This window comes from Isoptericola dokdonensis DS-3 (assembly GCF_001636295.1).
Classification (GTDB): domain Bacteria; phylum Actinomycetota; class Actinomycetes; order Actinomycetales; family Cellulomonadaceae; genus Isoptericola; species Isoptericola dokdonensis.
This window is the reverse complement of sequence record NZ_CP014209.1, coordinates 3,364,819-3,380,873: the sequence shown is the minus strand read 5'-3', so window position 1 is coordinate 3,380,873 and position 16,055 is coordinate 3,364,819. Positions and strand designations below refer to the sequence as shown.

At 73.6% G+C, this 16,055-nt stretch carries 13 protein-coding genes; 8 read left to right on the top strand and 5 right to left on the bottom strand.

Annotation, left to right across the window (positions count from 1 at the left end; translation table 11 throughout):
- Window positions 1-4 precede the first annotated feature (4 nt).
- From I598_RS15475 to I598_RS15465, 3 genes are all read left to right on the top strand, one after another.
- Window positions 5-370, top strand: a complete 366-nt coding sequence (locus I598_RS15475) for an iron chaperone (RefSeq protein ID WP_068203938.1) — start codon at window positions 5-7, stop codon at window positions 368-370.
- A gap of 10 nt (window positions 371-380) precedes the next feature.
- Window positions 381-1,160, top strand: a complete 780-nt coding sequence (locus tag I598_RS15470) for a hypothetical protein (RefSeq protein ID WP_232314189.1) — start codon at window positions 381-383, stop codon at window positions 1,158-1,160.
- An 81-nt stretch (window positions 1,161-1,241) separates the two neighbouring features.
- Entirely contained in the window at window positions 1,242-2,534 is a 1,293-nt protein-coding gene (locus I598_RS15465; RefSeq protein WP_068203936.1) for an aspartate aminotransferase type Ic, read from the top strand.
- A 101-nt stretch (window positions 2,535-2,635) separates the two neighbouring features.
- Here the strand turns inward: I598_RS15465 and I598_RS15460 are convergent, their stop codons facing one another.
- Genes I598_RS15460 through I598_RS15445 form a run of 4 tightly spaced genes read right to left on the bottom strand, consistent with a single transcriptional unit; the run spans window position 2,636 to window position 5,801 of the window.
- A complete protein-coding gene (locus tag I598_RS15460) occupies window positions 2,636-3,421 on the bottom strand; it encodes an amino acid ABC transporter ATP-binding protein (RefSeq protein ID WP_068203935.1) in 786 nt (261 codons plus the stop codon).
- A 28-nt stretch (window positions 3,422-3,449) separates the two neighbouring features.
- Complete coding sequence (gene ehuD, locus I598_RS15455; protein WP_068203934.1) at window positions 3,450-4,097, bottom strand: ectoine/hydroxyectoine ABC transporter permease subunit EhuD; 648 nt, start codon at window positions 4,095-4,097, stop codon at window positions 3,450-3,452.
- The gene (locus I598_RS15450) at window positions 4,094-4,861 is read right to left on the bottom strand and encodes an amino acid ABC transporter permease (protein ID WP_068203932.1); all 768 of its coding nucleotides are present in this window, start codon (window positions 4,859-4,861) and stop codon (window positions 4,094-4,096) included. Before I598_RS15450 ends, ehuD begins: the two co-directional genes overlap by 4 nt.
- Window positions 4,862-4,865: 4 nt before the next feature.
- On the bottom strand, window positions 4,866-5,801 hold the full coding sequence (locus I598_RS15445; RefSeq protein ID WP_068203929.1) for a transporter substrate-binding domain-containing protein: 936 nt from the start codon (window positions 5,799-5,801) through the stop codon (window positions 4,866-4,868).
- 238 nt (window positions 5,802-6,039) lie between these two features.
- Here I598_RS15445 and I598_RS15440 point away from each other — a divergent pair, with 238 nt between their 5' ends.
- From I598_RS15440 to I598_RS15420, 5 genes are all read left to right on the top strand, one after another.
- Window positions 6,040-6,789: a GntR family transcriptional regulator gene (locus tag I598_RS15440; protein WP_068203927.1), complete on the top strand. Its 750-nt coding sequence runs from the start codon at window positions 6,040-6,042 to the stop codon at window positions 6,787-6,789.
- A gap of 142 nt (window positions 6,790-6,931) precedes the next feature.
- Complete coding sequence (locus I598_RS15435) at window positions 6,932-8,503, top strand: glycoside hydrolase family 43 protein (protein WP_068203925.1); 1,572 nt, start codon at window positions 6,932-6,934, stop codon at window positions 8,501-8,503.
- The gene (locus I598_RS15430) at window positions 8,503-10,485 is read left to right on the top strand and encodes a DUF6807 family protein (RefSeq protein ID WP_068203923.1); all 1,983 of its coding nucleotides are present in this window, start codon (window positions 8,503-8,505) and stop codon (window positions 10,483-10,485) included. Before I598_RS15435 ends, I598_RS15430 begins: the two co-directional genes overlap by 1 nt.
- A gap of 332 nt (window positions 10,486-10,817) precedes the next feature.
- Entirely contained in the window at window positions 10,818-12,398 is a 1,581-nt protein-coding gene (locus I598_RS15425; protein WP_083973393.1) for a pectinesterase family protein, read from the top strand.
- Window positions 12,395-14,428 carry a pectinesterase family protein gene (locus tag I598_RS15420; RefSeq protein WP_157557266.1) on the top strand — a complete coding sequence of 678 codons (2,034 nt, stop codon included), beginning with the start codon at window positions 12,395-12,397 and terminating at the stop codon, window positions 14,426-14,428. Before I598_RS15425 ends, I598_RS15420 begins: the two co-directional genes overlap by 4 nt.
- Before the next feature lie 121 nt (window positions 14,429-14,549).
- Here the strand turns inward: I598_RS15420 and I598_RS15415 are convergent, their stop codons facing one another.
- The gene (locus I598_RS15415; protein ID WP_068203920.1) at window positions 14,550-16,019 is read right to left on the bottom strand and encodes a serine hydrolase domain-containing protein; all 1,470 of its coding nucleotides are present in this window, start codon (window positions 16,017-16,019) and stop codon (window positions 14,550-14,552) included.
- Window positions 16,020-16,055: the final 36 nt, after the last annotated feature.

Here is a 16,055-nt window from a genome sequence, read left to right as displayed (position 1 = left end):
CCCCATGACGAGGCCGACCGACCACGACGCCTACGTCGCCGCGGCGCCCGAGGCCTTCCGGCCCTCGCTGGAGCGGCTGCGCACCCTGCTGTCGCGCGCCCTGCCGGAGGCGGACGAGATCGTGGCGTACGACATGCCGGGGTTCAGCATCGACGGCACGGTCGTCGCGAGCTATGCGGCGTTCAGCAAGCAGTGCGGGCTGTACGTGCTCCCGGGCGCCGTCGCCGGGCACGCCGAGGAGATCGCGGCCGCCGGCCTCCGGTCGACGAAGACCGGCATCACCTTCACGCCGCGCCGACCGATCCCGGACGACCTGGTCGGACGGCTGGCGCAGGCGTCACGCGAGGAGGCCGTCGGCGCCGGCGGGTAGTGTCGCGGGCATGAGGCAATCCCGCGACGCCCGGGGCACGGGCGCCCCCGAGCAGGGCCCGGACGCCGCCGAGGCGTCGGGCCAGGAGGTCGAGTCCTGGACCCGGTACCGGCCGACGCCGCTGCTGGACGCGCTGCTCGACAAGTCCGTGACGATCCCGTCGGCGGCGATCCACAAGCACGTCGACTCCCTGCGCCGCCGCAACCCGGAGGCCGGCCCGGCACGGATCATCCAGATCCTGGAGAAGGAGTACCTGACGCTCGTGTCGACGACGGGTGGTGCCGTCGGGGCGGCGGCCGCCGCTCCCGCGGTCGGCACGACGGCCGCCGCGGTCCTCACCACGAGCGACGTCGCGACGTTCTTCGCGTCGTCGGCGGCGTTCTCCCTCGCCGTCGCGGACGTCCACGGCATCGAGATCGACGACGTCGGACGGCGGCGGGCGCTGCTGCTCGCGTCCGTGCTCGGCGACTCCGGCGCGCGGGACGTCGAGCGCGCGGCGGCCGGGTCGCAGGTCGCGTGGGGCAAGGTGCTGCTGACGTCCATGCCGCAGTCGAGCATCCGGCGGGTGAACAAGGTCCTGGCGCACAAGTTCCTGCGCAAGTACGCGGCGAAGTACGGCACCCTGGCCCTCGGGCGCATGATCCCGTTCGGGGTGGGCGCGGTCGTCGGGTTCGCGGGCGGGCGCGCGCTGGGCCACGGGGTGGTCGGGCAGTCACGGACGGCGTTCGGGCCGCCGCCGGAGCACTTCCCCTGGCTGGTGGAGCACCGCGCGGACACGATCGAGGGTTGAGGTTCCGGCACGTCGCGGGCGCGTGTCCCTGTGCGTGGTCGACGACGACGGCGGCACGGCGGGGCGCGTAGTCTCGGGGTCGTGAGCACCTCACCTGCGACCGATGCCGCCGTCGACCCCGCGCTCGCCGCCCGCCTGCCCGAGCTGCGCGAGCTCTACACCGCCCTCCAGGCCCGTGACCTGCGTCTGGACCTGACGCGGGGCAAGCCGTCCGCCGAACAGCTCGACCTGTCGGAGCCGCTGCTGGCGCTGCCCGGCGAGGGCGTGCACACCGCCGGCGGCACGGACGTGCGCAACTACGGCGGGCTGGACGGCCTGCCGGAGCTGCGCGAGATCTTCGCCGAGCTCCTCGGCGTGCCGACGGCCCAGCTCCTCGCGCAGGACAACGCGTCGCTGCGTCTCATGTGGGACACCCTCGTGCAGGCGCTGCTGTTCGGCGTCCCCGGCGGGGAGGGCCCCTGGTCCCAGCAGGGGCCGATCACGTTCGTCTGCCCGGTGCCGGGCTACGACCGGCACTTCGCGATCTGCGAGGAGCTGGGCATCCGGATGGTGACCGTCCCCATGACGCCGGACGGCCCGGACGCCGAGGCGGTGGCGGCACTGGTCGCCCACGACCCGTCCGTCAAGGGCCTGTGGGTCGTGCCGACGTACGCGAACCCGGACGGCGCGGTCGTGTCCGAGGCGGTCGCGCGCCGGCTGGCGTCGATGCCGGCGGCCGCACCGGACTTCCGCATCCTCTGGGACAACGCGTACGCGGTGCACCACCTGACCGAGCACGCGACGAAGACGGCGAACGCGATCGAGCTCGCCGCCCAGGCCGGGAACCCGGACCGCGTCGTCATGTTCGCCTCCACGTCGAAGATCACGTTCGCGGGGGCGGGCGTCTCGTTCCTCGCGTCGTCGCCGGCCAACATCGCCTGGTTCAAGGAGCACCTGTCGTTCCGGTCGATCGGCCCGGACAAGGTCAACCAGCTCCGCCACGCGCTGTTCTTCGGCGACGCGGCGGGCGTGCGCGCCCACATGGACGCCCACCGGCAGATCCTCGCGCCGAAGTTCTCCGCCGTGACGCGGATCCTCGCCGAGCGTCTCGGCGACGCGGGCGTGGCCACCTGGACGGACCCGCAGGGCGGCTACTTCGTGTCGGTCGACGTCGTGCCGGGCACGGCGGCGCGCGTCGTCCAGCTCGCGAAGGAGGCCGGCATCGCGCTGACCCCGGCGGGTGCGACGTTCCCCTACGGCCAGGACCCGGCGGACCGGAACATCCGCCTCGCGCCGTCGATGCCGCCGCTGGCGGAGGTCGAGGCCGCGATGGACGGCGTCGCGACCTGCATCCTGCTCGCCGCGGCCGAGCTCGCGCAGTCCGCGTCCCGCTGACACCGGGCGCCGGGCACGACGAAGGGCGGCCCCCGTGGGGGCCGCCCTTCGTCGTACGGGACACCGTCCGGACCGCGACGTGCCCGGCCCGGCCCGGGAGCTCAGCCGAGGACGGCCTTGAGGAACTCCTGGGTCCGCTCGTGGGACGGGTTGGTGAACATCGTCTCGGGGTCGGCCTCCTCGACGATCTGACCCTGGTCGAACATCAGGACGCGGTCCGACACCTCGCGGGCGAACTGCATCTCGTGCGTGACCAGCAGCATGGTGATGTCGGTGGTGTCGGCGATCTCCTTGAGCACGCCGAGCACGTCCGCGACGATCTCCGGGTCGAGGGCCGAGGTGACCTCGTCGAGCAGCAGGATCTCCGGGTCCATCGCCAGCGCGCGGGCGATGGCCACGCGCTGCTGCTGACCGCCGGAGAGCTGGTTGGTGCGGAAGTCCCGCTTGTCGGTCATCCCGACCTTCTCCAGCAGCCGCTCGGCGTCGGCGATCGCCTCGTCCTTGGACTTGCGCAGCACGTGCACCGGCGACTCGATGATGTTCTCCAGCACGGTCATGTTGGGGAACAGGTTGAACTGCTGGAACACCATCCCCACCCGGTTGCGCACCACACGGCGACGCTTCTCGGGGACGGAGACCCACTTGTCGCCCTTGTACTCGTGCGTGTACGGGTCCCCGTCGATGAGGATGAGGCCACCGCTGAGCTCCTCCAGGGTCATGAGGAGCCGCAGGATCGTCGTCTTGCCGGAGCCCGAGGGACCGATCAGCGTGATGCGCTGCCCCTGCGGCACGGTGAAGTTCAACCCGTCCAGGACGGTGTTGTCGCCGAACCGCTTGGTGACGTCGCGGAACTCGATGGCAGGCGTGCCGTCCGAGGGTGTGGTCATGGTCTGGCTCCCTGGGGAGATGGTCGGTTCAGGCAAGACGGATCTCCATCCTGCGCACGAGCAGCGACGTCGGGTAGCTGATGATGAGGAAGAGCAGCCCCACCATCGTCAGCGGCTCGATGTACGAGAACGTGTTGGCCCCGAAGCTCTGCGCCTGCGTGTACATCTCGACGATGCCGATGGCGAAGAGGAACGGTGTCTCCTTGAACATGGAGATGGCGTAGTTGCCCAGGCCGGGCAGCGTGTTGCGGACCGCCTGCGGCAGGATCACGGCCCGCCAGGTGCGGCCGCGCGCCATGTTCAGCGCGGTGGCCGCCTCCCACTGCCCCGGGGGCACCGCTTCGATGCCGGCCCGGTAGACCTCGGACATGTAGGTCGCGTAGTGCACCCCGAGCACGCCGCACCCGATGACGAGCGCGGGGACCTCCGGCGGCGACAGCAGGTAGACGAACACGAGCTGGACGAGCAGCGGCGTCATCCGGATGAAGTCGACGACGAGTCGCAGAGGGCCTCGGATCCACCGGGTCGACGTGCGCATCGCCAGGGCGATGAACAGACCCAGGATCGAGGCGATCACCATGCCGACGACGGTGGCCAGGATGGTGATGACCAGTCCGTCGAGCAGGTCGGGCAGCACCTCCCAGGCGCGTTCCCAGTCCCAGATGGAGTCGTTCATGCCGCACCCCCTCCCCCGCCGTTCGGTGCCGTCGGGAGGTTGGCCAGCCGCGGGCTCGACGCGGGCCGGAGCCCGAACGTCTCACGCAACGACGGGCGGGTGCCCCGACCGAGGCGGCGCTTCGCCCGCTCCTCGAGCAGGTTCATGCCCCAGGTCAGCAGGTACGCGATGACGAAGTAGACGACGAGGCCCGCGCCGTAACTGAAGAGCGTGTCGCTCGTGGCCTTGCGCAGCTCGACCGTCCAGAAGTTCACGTCGTGGAGAGTGATGTAGTACGCCAGCGCAGACCCCTTGACGAGCTGGATGAGCAGGTTGGCCAGCAGCGGGATCATCAGCGCCCAGGCCTGCGGGAAGATCACGCGCCGGATCTTGTGGAACCAGCCCATGTTCAGCGCGGTGCAGGCCTCCCACTGCCCCTGCGGCACGGACGCGATCGACCCTCGCACGACCTCCGACGCGTAGGCGCCGTAGTTGAGGCCGAGCGCGACGACGGCGACGGCGAGCGCCTCCATCTTGAAGCCGAAGACCGGCAGCACGTAGAAGATCCAGAAGATCTGGACCACCAGCGAGGTGCCGCGGAAGAACTCCACGACGATGCGGGACGGCCCGCGCACCCAGAGCGACCGGGTGCGGGAGCCGAATCCGAGGACGACGGCGACGAGCATCGCGAGGAGCGCCCCGCCGACCGTCATCTGCAGTGTGACGAGAATGCTGCTGCCGAGATCGGGCAGCCTCTCGATCAGCTCCTGGATGTCGTCGGACATGCCGTCAGTAGTCCATCCCCAGCTCGTCGGCGAGGTCCGAGAGGTCCTGGTCGGGGTCGCAGAGCGCCTCGGAGGTCAGGCCCTCCGGCGGCATCTCGGCCGCGCTGAAGCCGAAGGGCTCCATGATCTCGAGCCAGGCGGCCTCGTCGGCGACGATCGGGGCGAGCTGCTCGTTGTAGGCCTCGAGGAGCTCGGTGTCGCCCGAACGGAACACCTCGGCGCCGGCACCGATCTGCGGCTCGCCGTTGATGGTGGCGATGAAGGCGTCGGTGGCCTCGACCGGGGCGTCGGTACCCTCGGCGAGGGAGCGCAGGGAGATGCCGGTGAGGGCGTAGGCGTCGGCGCGGCCGGAGACGACGGCGTCGAGGCCCGCCTGGCGGTCGGGGACCTCCATGGCGTCGACGTCGGTCTCCTCGGCGTAGCCGGCCTCGATGGCGCCCTGGGTGACGGCGAGCGTGACGTCGCCACCCTCGACCGACTGCCAGTCGGTGAGGCCCTGCGGGTTGCCCTCGGGGACGAGGAACGCCGTGGTGTACATGATCGTGGGCTCGGCGAACGCGGCCTGCTCGCAGCGCTCCGGGAGGATCGACATCCCGGCGCTGACGGCGTCGAACCGGTCGGCCTGGACGCCGGGGATGAGTGCGTTCCACTCGACCTGGGTGCCGGAGACGGTGTCGATGCCGAGCTCGCCGTAGATGGCGCGGCCGAGCTCGATGGTCGCGCCGGTGAGCTCGCCACCCTCCTCGTAGGAGTAGGGGACCTCGCCGAAGAAGCCGACGTTGATCTCGCCGGCGTCCTGGAGCTGGGCGAGCGTGGACTCGCCACCCTCGGGGGCGCCGTTCTCGTCGACGGACGTGCAGGCGGTGAGCGCGGCGAGGGCGAGGACGGAGCCGGTCGCGGTGAGCACGCGGCGGCGGTTCGTGGTCCGGGTGGACGGCACGGGGGTCTCCTTCCGTGGCCCGCCGGGCGTCCGGCGGGCTGGGTGTGCGGACGGTCCGCCACGGTAACGAGATTCTGACGATCCGACAATCCGTGTGTCCGCATGTTTGATTGTCTACAATCGTCTCGGACGGCGTGAGACACCCGCCTGACACGCGAGAATGCAGGGGTGCGGGTCGGTCCGCGCGCCACCGCCGCACCCCACGATCGTTGTCAGGTCGTGACCTGGAAGGAGCTCCATGCCCACGACGCCCCCGCTCGGCGGCGCACCGGCACTGTCGCCGGTGACCCGCCCGTCGACCGTCGACCTCATCACCCGCGAGCTGCGCAACGCGATCTTCTCGGGGGCGCTGCGCGTCGGCAGCCCGATCCGCGAGGTCGAGATGGCAGGCCAGCTGGGCGTCAGCCGCGGGCCCTTCCGCGAGGCGGCCCAGCGCCTGGTGGCCGAGGGGCTCGTCGTCGCCACCCCGGGCCGCGGGCTGTCGGTCCGCACGATCGGCGCCGACCGCGTGCGCCCGCTGTACGCCGCCCGCACGACGGTCGAGGTGACCGCGGGGCGGCTCGCCGTCGCCCACGCCACCGACGCCCAGGTCGCCGAGGTCCGCGCCGCCCACGACGCCCTCGTCGCCGCCGACACCACCCGCGACGCCCTGCGGATCGGTGACGCCGACCTCAACGTGCACTGGGCGCTGGTGGCGGCGAGCGCCAACCCGTGGCTGCTGCGCTGGATGACGACCCTCATCGTCGAGGTCCGCATCGCGAGCTTCACCGTGGCCGAGGAGTACGCGGTCCGCCGGGACTCGGCCGAGTCCCACGCGGGCATCGTGGAGCGCCTGGAGGCGCGGGACGCCGACGGCCTGGAGGCGGCGATCCGGGCGAACCTCGACGCGGCGGTGACGCGGCTGCTCGCGCCGGAGGCGGCGGACGTCGAGACGCTCGAGGAGCCGTTGCCGCTGCCCGCGCCGCGGCTGGACCCGCTCGACCTCTGAGGCCTCCCAGCCGGGGCGCGCCCGTCGTGCGGCGGGCGTGAAACTCGTGTGATGCCGTCCTTGCTACGATTCGGGCACGACGGCGTAACCGGTTTCTCATCTGTTGCCCGTCGGAAGTCCCGACGACGTGACGGAAGGCCTCATGACCACGTACCCCAACCCGATCCTCGACGCCGACTGGCCGGACCCCGACGCGATCCGCGTGGGCGACGACTACTGGATGATCGCGTCGAGCTTCAACCGCGCGCCCGGGCTCCCGGTGCTGCACTCGCGCGACCTCGTGGCCTGGGAGCACGTGGCCAACGCCCTGCCCCACGTCCCGCCGGCCGCGCACTACGCGCTCCCCCGTCACGGCTCCGGCGTGTGGGCCCCGAGCCTGCGCCACCACGACGGCCGGTTCGTCATCGTCTACCCCGACCCCGACCACGGCATCTTCGTCCTCACCGCGGAGGACCCGCGCGGTCCCTGGTCCGAGCCGTGGTGCCTGCTGCCGGGCCGCGGTCTCATCGACCCCTGCCCGCTGTGGGACGAGGACGGCCGCACCTACCTCGTGCACGGCTGGGCGAAGAGCCGCGCAGGGGTGAAGAACCGGCTGACGGTCGTCGAGGTCGACGCCGACCTGCGCACCGTCGTCGGCCCCGCCCGCACCGTCGTCGACGGGGACGCGCTGCCCGGTTTCGGCACGCTGGAGGGCCCCAAGCTCTACCAGCGTGACGGCTGGTACTGGATCTTCGCGCCGGCCGGCGGGGTGGCGACCGGCTGGCAGACCGCGTTCCGCTCCCGCAGCGTGTGGGGTCCCTACGAGCACCGCGTCGTGCTCGAGCAGGGCTCCACGGACGTCAACGGCCCGCACCAGGGTGCCTGGGTCGACACCCCGGACGGCACCGACTGGTTCCTGCACTTCCAGGACCGGGGCCGGTTCGGCCGGGTCGTGCACCTCCAGCCGATGCGCTGGGACGACGACGGCTGGCCGCGCCTCGGCGCCGACCTCGACGGCGAGCCCCGGGACACGACCGGCGCCCCGCGCGTCGGCCGCGGGCAGCCCGTCCTGACCCACCCGACGCCCACCGGCGCCGGCGAGCACGCCGAGCCGTCGCGTTCCGACGACTTCGCGACCCCGGGGCTGGCACCGCGCTGGCACTGGCAGGCCAACCCGCAGCCGGGCTGGCACGACGCCCCCGGCGACGGCACGCTCCGCCTGACCGCGCAGCCGTCGCCGCTCGGCAACCTGCGTGAGCAGGGTGCGGTGCTCTGCCAGCAGATCCCGGGGCGGCCCAGCACCTGGACGACCACCGTCACGCTGACCGGCGACACCGAGGGCACCCGCGCGGGCGTCGTCGTGCTCGGCCGGGAGTACGCCTGGCTCGGCCTGGAGCGCACGCCCGCCGGCACCGCCGTCGTGCAGCGCACCTGGACCCCCGACGACGGCGAGACGACGGTCGCGCGGCACGAGGTCGCGACGGACACCGTCGAGCTGCGGGCCGACGTCGACGCCGACGGCGTCGTCACGTGGTCCTGGCGGGCCGACCCGGCAGGCTCCGGGAAGGACGCCGAACCCACGGCCCTCGCCCCCGGTTGGCAGGCCGTCGTCGGCCACTGGATCGGCGCCGAGGTCGGCCTGTTCGCCTGCGCGCCGGCCGGCACGCCCGCGACCGGCGCAGACGGCGCGGACTTCGGCCCCGTGCGCGTCACGGTGGCCGGGAAGGACGCCTGATGCCACGGGCCACCGGCGGACCGACCATCGACGAGGTCGCCGCCGCCGCCGGGGTGTCCCGCGCCTCGGTCTCCCGCGTGATGAACGGGCACGACACGGTGTCCCCCGACGTCGTGCGCCGGGTCCGCGAGGCCGCCGAACGCCTGGAGTACCGGCCCAGCAGGCTCGCCCGCAGCCTGTCGCTGGGTCGCACGAACACGGTCGCCCTCGTCGTCCCCGACCTCGGCAACCCGCTGTTCCAGAAGATCCTGCGCGGGGCGATGTCGGCCGCGGCCGGGTACGACTACCGCGTGCTCGTCGCGGAGACCGTGGAGGCCGCGCTCGACGAGTCGGCCGTCGCCCTGGAGGCGCGGCAGCGCTGCGACGCCCTGATCCTCGCGGCCCCCCGCGGGACGGAGAAGGCGTTGCGCGAGCTGCTCCCCCAGGTCGAGCCCGTCGTGCTCATCAACCGGCACCTGCCGGGCGCGGGCGTCCCGACGGTGCGCGTCGACCACGCCAGCGGCGTGCGCGGCATGGTCGACCACCTCGTCGCGCTCGGCCACCGTGACCTCGTGTACGCGGCCGGCCCGCCGTCGAGCGCGTCGGACGCCGAGCGGCGCGCGACGCTCGCCGAGGCCCGGGAACGGTTCCCCGGGCTGCGCGTGTCCACCGTGCCGGTCGGCTCCACCGTCGACGAGGGCTACCGCTGCGCCGACGCCGTCCTGGCGACCGGCGCGACGGGCGTCGTCGCGTACAACGACCTCGTCGCGCTCGGGCTCCTCGCCCGGCTCGGGGAGACCGGCGTCGCCGTGCCGGGCGACATCTCCGTGACGGGCTTCGACGACGTCGAGCTCTCCCGGTACGCCGCACCCCCGCTGACGACGGCGGCCGTCCCGCAGGCCGAGCTGGGCCGCCGCGCCTGGCAGCTCCTGCACGACCGGATGACCCGGGGAGCCGGTGCGCCGCCGCTCGGCGTGGACGCCGACGGGGACGTCGTGACGCCCGCGATCACGCTGCGCGGCAGCACGGGGCAGGTGCCGCCGAACCGCCGGCTGGCCGTGTCGTCGACCAACCGCGCGGGACGGGCCATCACGTCCCCCGCCGCGGTCCGCCCGCTGTGGAGCGCGGCGGACGACGGCTGGGTGCTGGACGCCGGCGACGGCAGCGTGCTGGCCCGGTGCTCGCGCGGGACCGACCTGCCGGGCGTGCACAGCCCTCGGCCGTACCTGCACCCCGTGCACTCCCTCCAGGGCGTCCCCATGACGGTCGTCAGCCCGGTCGACCACCGGCACCACTACGGCGTCTCGACGGCCGTGGCGGACGTCGACGGCACGACGCACTGGGGCGGCCGCACGTTCGTGCGCGACCAGGGGTCGACGCTGCTCGCCAACCACGGTCGCCAGCAGGTCGCCGGGGCGTCCGTCCAGGACGCCGGCGCGACCCTGCGCCAGGACGTGCACTGGCTCGACGAGCACGGCGAGCAGCAGCTCACCGAGAAGCGCCTGCTCACGGCCGTCGCGATGCCCGAGGTCGACGCGTGGGCGCTGCGCTGGGACGGCGTCCTGCACGCCCGTGGCCGGGACGTCACCATCGGCAGCCCCGCGACGAACGGCCGACCGGGCGCCGGGTACGGCGGCCTGTTCTGGCGGCTGCCGTCGGGCGCCGACGCCGACGCGATCGACCCCGAGGGGAACATCGGCGAGGCCGTCCACGGGTCGACGGCGCCGTGGGTCGCGGTCCGTCGCCGCGACGGCGAGGCCTGGACGACGCTGCTCCTCGTCCAGACCGCCGAGAAGCCGGACCCGTGGTTCGCCCGGGTCGGCGACTACGTCGGCGTCGGGCCCGCGCTCGCGTGGGACGAGGTCCGCCGGGTCGCGGCCGGGACGTCGCTCGACGTCGGCGTCGTCGCGGTCGTGGTCGACCGGCGGCTCGGGGCCACGGACGCCGCCGACGTCGCGGAGCTCGCCACCGCCCGGCTCGAGGCGGCGCGCGCGGCGGTCTGAGCCGCCGTGACCGCACCGCGTCCCCGGCCGCAGCGTCGGCCGGGGACGCGGTTCCTGGTGTTCTGGCACGCCGCCGCCGCCCGGAGCCGCCGCGACGAGCCCTCCTGACCTGCGGCGACGTGCAGCTCGCGATGACCTGAGCATTGGACACGCCCGCTGAACTATTGACGAAGGCACCCTCCTCGGCTACGTTTCGGGAACCGGTTTCAGAGGCGAGCCGGACGCACCGCGCGACAGGTCTGAGGGTCCCGACGCCGATGTCGAGGACCTCCGTGCACCGCTGCCCGACCCGGACCTGAGGGCCACGCCCAAGTCTCACGAGAGGCGCGACGATGCCCTTCGTCCCCGTCCGACACCCCCGCTCCGGGCCACCCCGCCGGCCCCCCGGCCGTGCCCGTCGCGCCCGGCGGTGGACCGCCGCCCTCGGCGTGCCGACCCTCGCGCTGACCCTCCTCGCCCCGGCCGCGCAGGCGGCCCCCGCGGCGACCGAGGCCCCGCGCAGCGCCCACGTGACCGCCGGTCACGAGACCGCCGGTCACGAGCTGCTGCGCCGGCTCCACGCCCCCCGGACGACGACCGCCGACGGCCCCGTCTGGTCGCCCGTCGCCACCGGCTTCGCCTCCACCGCGACGGACGACCTGCCGCACGGCACGACCGGCGGCGCGGGCGGACGCACCGTCGTCGTGCGGGACGCGGCCGCGCTCGCCGAGCAGGCCGCCGCCGAGGGACCCCGGACGATCCTCGTCGACGGCACGATCGAGATCGGCGACGGCGACATGATCGAGGTCGCCTCCGACAAGACCATCGCCGGTGCCGCGTCGGGCGGCGAGCTCGTCGACGGCGGGCTCTTCCTCGACCGGGTCTCCAACGTGGTCGTCCGCAACCTGACGTTCCGCGACTCGTACGTCGCCGGCGACTGGGACGGCAAGGCGTCGGACAACGACAACGACGGCATCCGCATCGACACCTCGTCCCACGTGTGGATCGACCACAACGAGTTCACCCGGCTCGGCGACGGCCAGGTCGACGTCCGCAAGGACTCCACCGCCGTCACCCTGTCCTGGAACCACTTCCGCGACCACAACAAGACCGTCGGCGTCGGCTGGACCGACGACGTCGTCACGACGATCACGCTGCACCACAACCGGTTCACCAACGTGCACCAGCGCAACGCCAGCCTGGACAACGTCGCGGCCGGGCACGTGTACAACAACTGGCTCTCGGGCGTCAGCTCGTACGGGATGAACGCCCGCGGCGGGGCCCAGGTGCTCGTCGAGGCCAGCGTGTTCGAGCACGCCCGCAAGCCGCTCATCGCGGACGACGGCGGCCACGTGCACCAGCGCGGCAACGTGTTCCGCGACGTGTGGGGCGAGGCGCCCGCCGAGACCGGGCCCACGTTCGAGGCCTCGGACCACTACTCCTACCGGCTCGACGACGTCCGTGCGGTCCCGCGGCTGCTGAGCCGCCACGCGGGTCCGGTCGTCGGCACGGCGGAGCGGGCGGCGCGGCGGGTCGTCGTCGCCCAGGACGGCGCCGGCGACTTCCTGTCGATCCACGCGGCGGTGGGTGCGGCCGCCCGCACCCCGCACCCCGTCGAGATCGTCGTCCGCCCCGGCACCTACCGCGAGGTGGTGACCCTCTGGCCGGGTGCCGACCGGCTGACGGTCCGGGGCGCGACCGGCGACCCGTCCGACGTCGTCGTCACCTACGACAAGCCCGACAGCGACTGGGCGAACACCCCCACCCTGACCGTCCTCGCGGACCGCGTCACCCTGCGCGACCTGACCCTCGCCAACACCTACGACGGCGCGGCCGGTCCGAGCCCCGCCTACGCCCTGCGCGACGCCGGTGAGCGCACCGTCCTGCGCGACGTCGTCGTCCTCGGCGACACGACCGAAGGAGACCCCCGATGAGACACCGTCACACCGCCCGCCTGGTGGCCGCCGCCGGCGCACCGCTGCTCGCACTCACCCTGCTCGCCCCTGGCGCGCAGGCCGCGGAGGCCGACTCCCCCGACCCGGCCGCGGCCGGCAGCGCGCTGCTGGACCGCATCGGCGCGCCCGGCACCACCACCGTCGACGGCCCCGTCTGGTCGCCCGTCGCGACCGGCTTCGCCTCCACCGCGACGGACGACCTCCCGCACGGCACGACCGGCGGCGCGGGCGGACGCACCGTCGTCGTGCGCGACGCCGACCAGCTCGCCGAGCAGGCCGCGTCGGCCGGGCCGCTGACCATCCTCGTCCGGGGCGAGATCGTGGTCGGCGACGGCGACATGATCGAGGTCGCCTCGGACAAGACCATCGCCGGGATCGGGCGCGACCCCGAGATCGTCGACGGCGGGCTCTTCCTCGACGAGGTCTCCAACGTCATCGTCCGCAACCTGACGTTCCGCGACTCGTACGTCGCCGGTGACTGGGACGGCAAGGACCCCGACAACGACAACGACGGCATCCGCCTCGACACGTCCTCCCACGTGTGGATCGACCACAACGAGTTCACCCGGCTCGGCGACGGCCAGGTCGACGTCCGCAAGGACTCCACCGCCGTGACGCTGTCCTGGAACCAGTTCCGCGACCACAACAAGACGGTCGGCGTCGGCTGGACCGACAACGTCGTCACGACGATCACGATGCACCACAACGAGTTCTCGAACACGTTCCAGCGCAACGCCAGCATCGACAACGTCGCGGCCGGGCACCTGTACAACAACTGGTTCTCCGGCCAGACCCACTACGGCACGATGTCGCGCGGCGCGTCGCAGCTCGTCGTCGAGTCGAGCGTGTACGAGCACGGCGAGGACGCGATCGTCGCGAAAGACCCCGCCTCCCGCGTCGACTCGCGCGACAACCGGTTCACGAACATCCGCGGCCGCAAGGACGACACCGGCCCGACCTTCGACCCGTCGACCTTCTACCCGTACGACGCCGACCCCGTGGGCACGGTCGCCGCTCTCGTCGGCGCGCACGCGGGCCCGCTCGGCCGGGACGAGACGGTGAAGCGTCGCGTCACCGTTGCCCTGGACGGCACGGGCGACTACGCGAGCATCGGCGCGGCCGTCGGCGCCGCGTCCCGCGCCGCCCACCCCGTCGAGGTCGTGGTGGCCCCGGGCGTGTACCGCGAGGTGGTGCGCATCTGGCCCGGCACCGACGACCTGACGATCCGTGGTGCGACCCGTGACGCGCAGGACGTGGTGATCAGCTACGACCTCGCGGCGGGGCAGACCAAGTTCTACGGCGGCACCTGGGGGCACACCGGGTCCCCCACCGTGTCGGTGCTCGCCGACGACGTCACCCTGCGGGACGTCACGATCGAGAACGCCTACGACGAGGCCGCGAACGGCGGCAGCCAGGCGCTCGCGCTGCGCACGTCCGGCGACCGCATCGTGCTGGACGGCGTCCGCCTGCTCGGCAACCAGGACACCTACCTGGCGGACCCGGGCTCGAAGCCGACGCCGTCGCGCGTGTGGATGACCGACTCCTACGTCGAGGGCGACGTCGACTTCGTCTACGGCGGCGGCACGCTCGTCGTGGAGGACTCGCGGATCCACTCGCTCGACCGCGGCCAGGAGGTCAACGGCTACGTCGCGGCTCCGGCGACCGTGCCCGGCGGCCGGGGGTTCCTCTTCGTGGACTCCCGGTTCACCTCGGACGCGGCCGCCGGGTCGGTGTTCCTCGGCCGTCCGTGGCACCCCAGCAGCAACCCGCTGGTGGAGCCGTCGATGGTGGTGCGGGACTCGTGGCTGGGTGCGCACGTCGGCACCCCGGCCTGGTCGGACATGAGCGGCTGGGCGTGGGAGGACGACTTCCTGCGCGAGCACCGCAACGACGGGCCCGGCGCCGGGACCGGCGACGGCCGCCCGCAGCTCTCCCGCGCCGAGGCCCGCGAGCACACGCGCGAGGCGTACCTGTCCGGCGCCGACCGCTGGCGCCCCTGGCGGGGCTGAGCCGACCCGGGTGCCGTGACCGTCCGGTCACGGCACCGGGGGCCCGCGGGCGCGGTCGACGTGGTCGGCCGCGCCCGTGGGGCGTTCCCGCGGCCACGCGGTCGTGCGGTCGTGCGGTCGGTCAGCGGCGGGTGCTGGCCTGCCGCTGCCGCTCGAACTCGTCCGCCGGCCAGGAGGTCACGCCACCCACGACGACCCCGCTCGGCGTGCCGTCGCCATCGCGCAGGACGTGCACCGGCTCCCCGACGGGCCCGAACCCGGCGTGGGTCTCGGGTCGCAGGACGTCCCCGTCGACCCGCAGCCGCTCCGCGCCGTCGAACGGGTCCGCGCGGCGCGGGTCGATCAGCCAGAGGTCGTGGCCGAGACGCACGACGTCGGTGCTGCCCCACAGGTTGGCGAACCGTCCGGTCCACCGGTCGAGGTCGGCGAGCCGTGCGTCGTCGCCCGTGCCGTCGGCCCCGGTGTCGGTGCCGGACGCCGCGTCGGCACCGAGCGCCGCCGCGACCAGCGCGAACAGGCCCGTCGCGATCGCGTCGGCCGGACCGTCGATCGCGTTCGTCAGGACGGACACCGCGACGCGGGCGGTCGGGTCGAACCAGGTCCGGGTGATCTGCCCGGGGAAGCCGCCCGAGTGACCGACGAGCCGACGCCCGTCGAGGTCGCGCAGCTCGAAGCCGAGGCCGTACGCGCGGCGCGGCGCGTGCGGCCGCTCGAACGCGGACTCCTCGCGCTGGAGCAGCCGACGCGTCTCGGGTCGCAGCAGGGTCGAGCCGTCGCAGTGCGCCATGGCCCAGCGCACCAGGTCCCGGGCCGTGGAGCAGAAGCCCGTGGCGGCGGCGAGCGCACCGGTGGTCGTCGCGGCCACCGGCAGGCGACCGTCGGCGAACACGACGGGCAGGCCGGGCGCGGCGGGGGCGGGGGCGCTGTGCCCGACGACGGCGCGGCGCACGATCTCGTCGTCGAGCTCGCCGAAGGTGTCGTCCAGGCCGAGGGGCGCGAGGAGCTCGCGGTGCACGTGGTCGGCGAACCGCTCCCCCGTGACGGCCTCCACGACGAGCCCGAGCAGGCCGTAGGCGAGGTTGGAGTACTTGAACGCCTCGCCGCGGCCGAGGACCTCCCCGCCGGTGAGGACGGCGTCGAGCAGGGCGGCGCGGTCGGGGAACGGCAGGCCGAGCTGCCAGAAGTCGGCGTCACGACCGTCCCGCAGCAGCCCGCCGGTGTGGCCGAGGGCCTCGCGGACCGTGACCTCCCCGACGCCGGTGCGGTCGAGCTCGGGCACGTAGGTGCCGATCGGGTCGTCCCAGCGCAGCGAGCCCGCGTCGACGAGCCGCGCGACCGCGGTGGCGGTGAACGTCTTGGAGTGCGACGCGACGCGGAACAGGTGGTCGGGGCGCAGCGGCGTGCCGGACGTGAGGTCGGTGACGCCCCACGCGCCGTCGAGCACGACCTCGTCGTCGACGGCGACCGCGAACTGCACGCCCGGCACCCGGTACCGGGCGGCCTGGGTGGCGACCCACTGCGCGAGGTACGTCGCGTTGAGGCGTTCCGGCGTCGCGGCGGGGGTGCGCTCGACGGCGCCGGTGAGGGTCATGGCGTCACGATAGCCCGGTCCCGTCGTCGCGCGTCC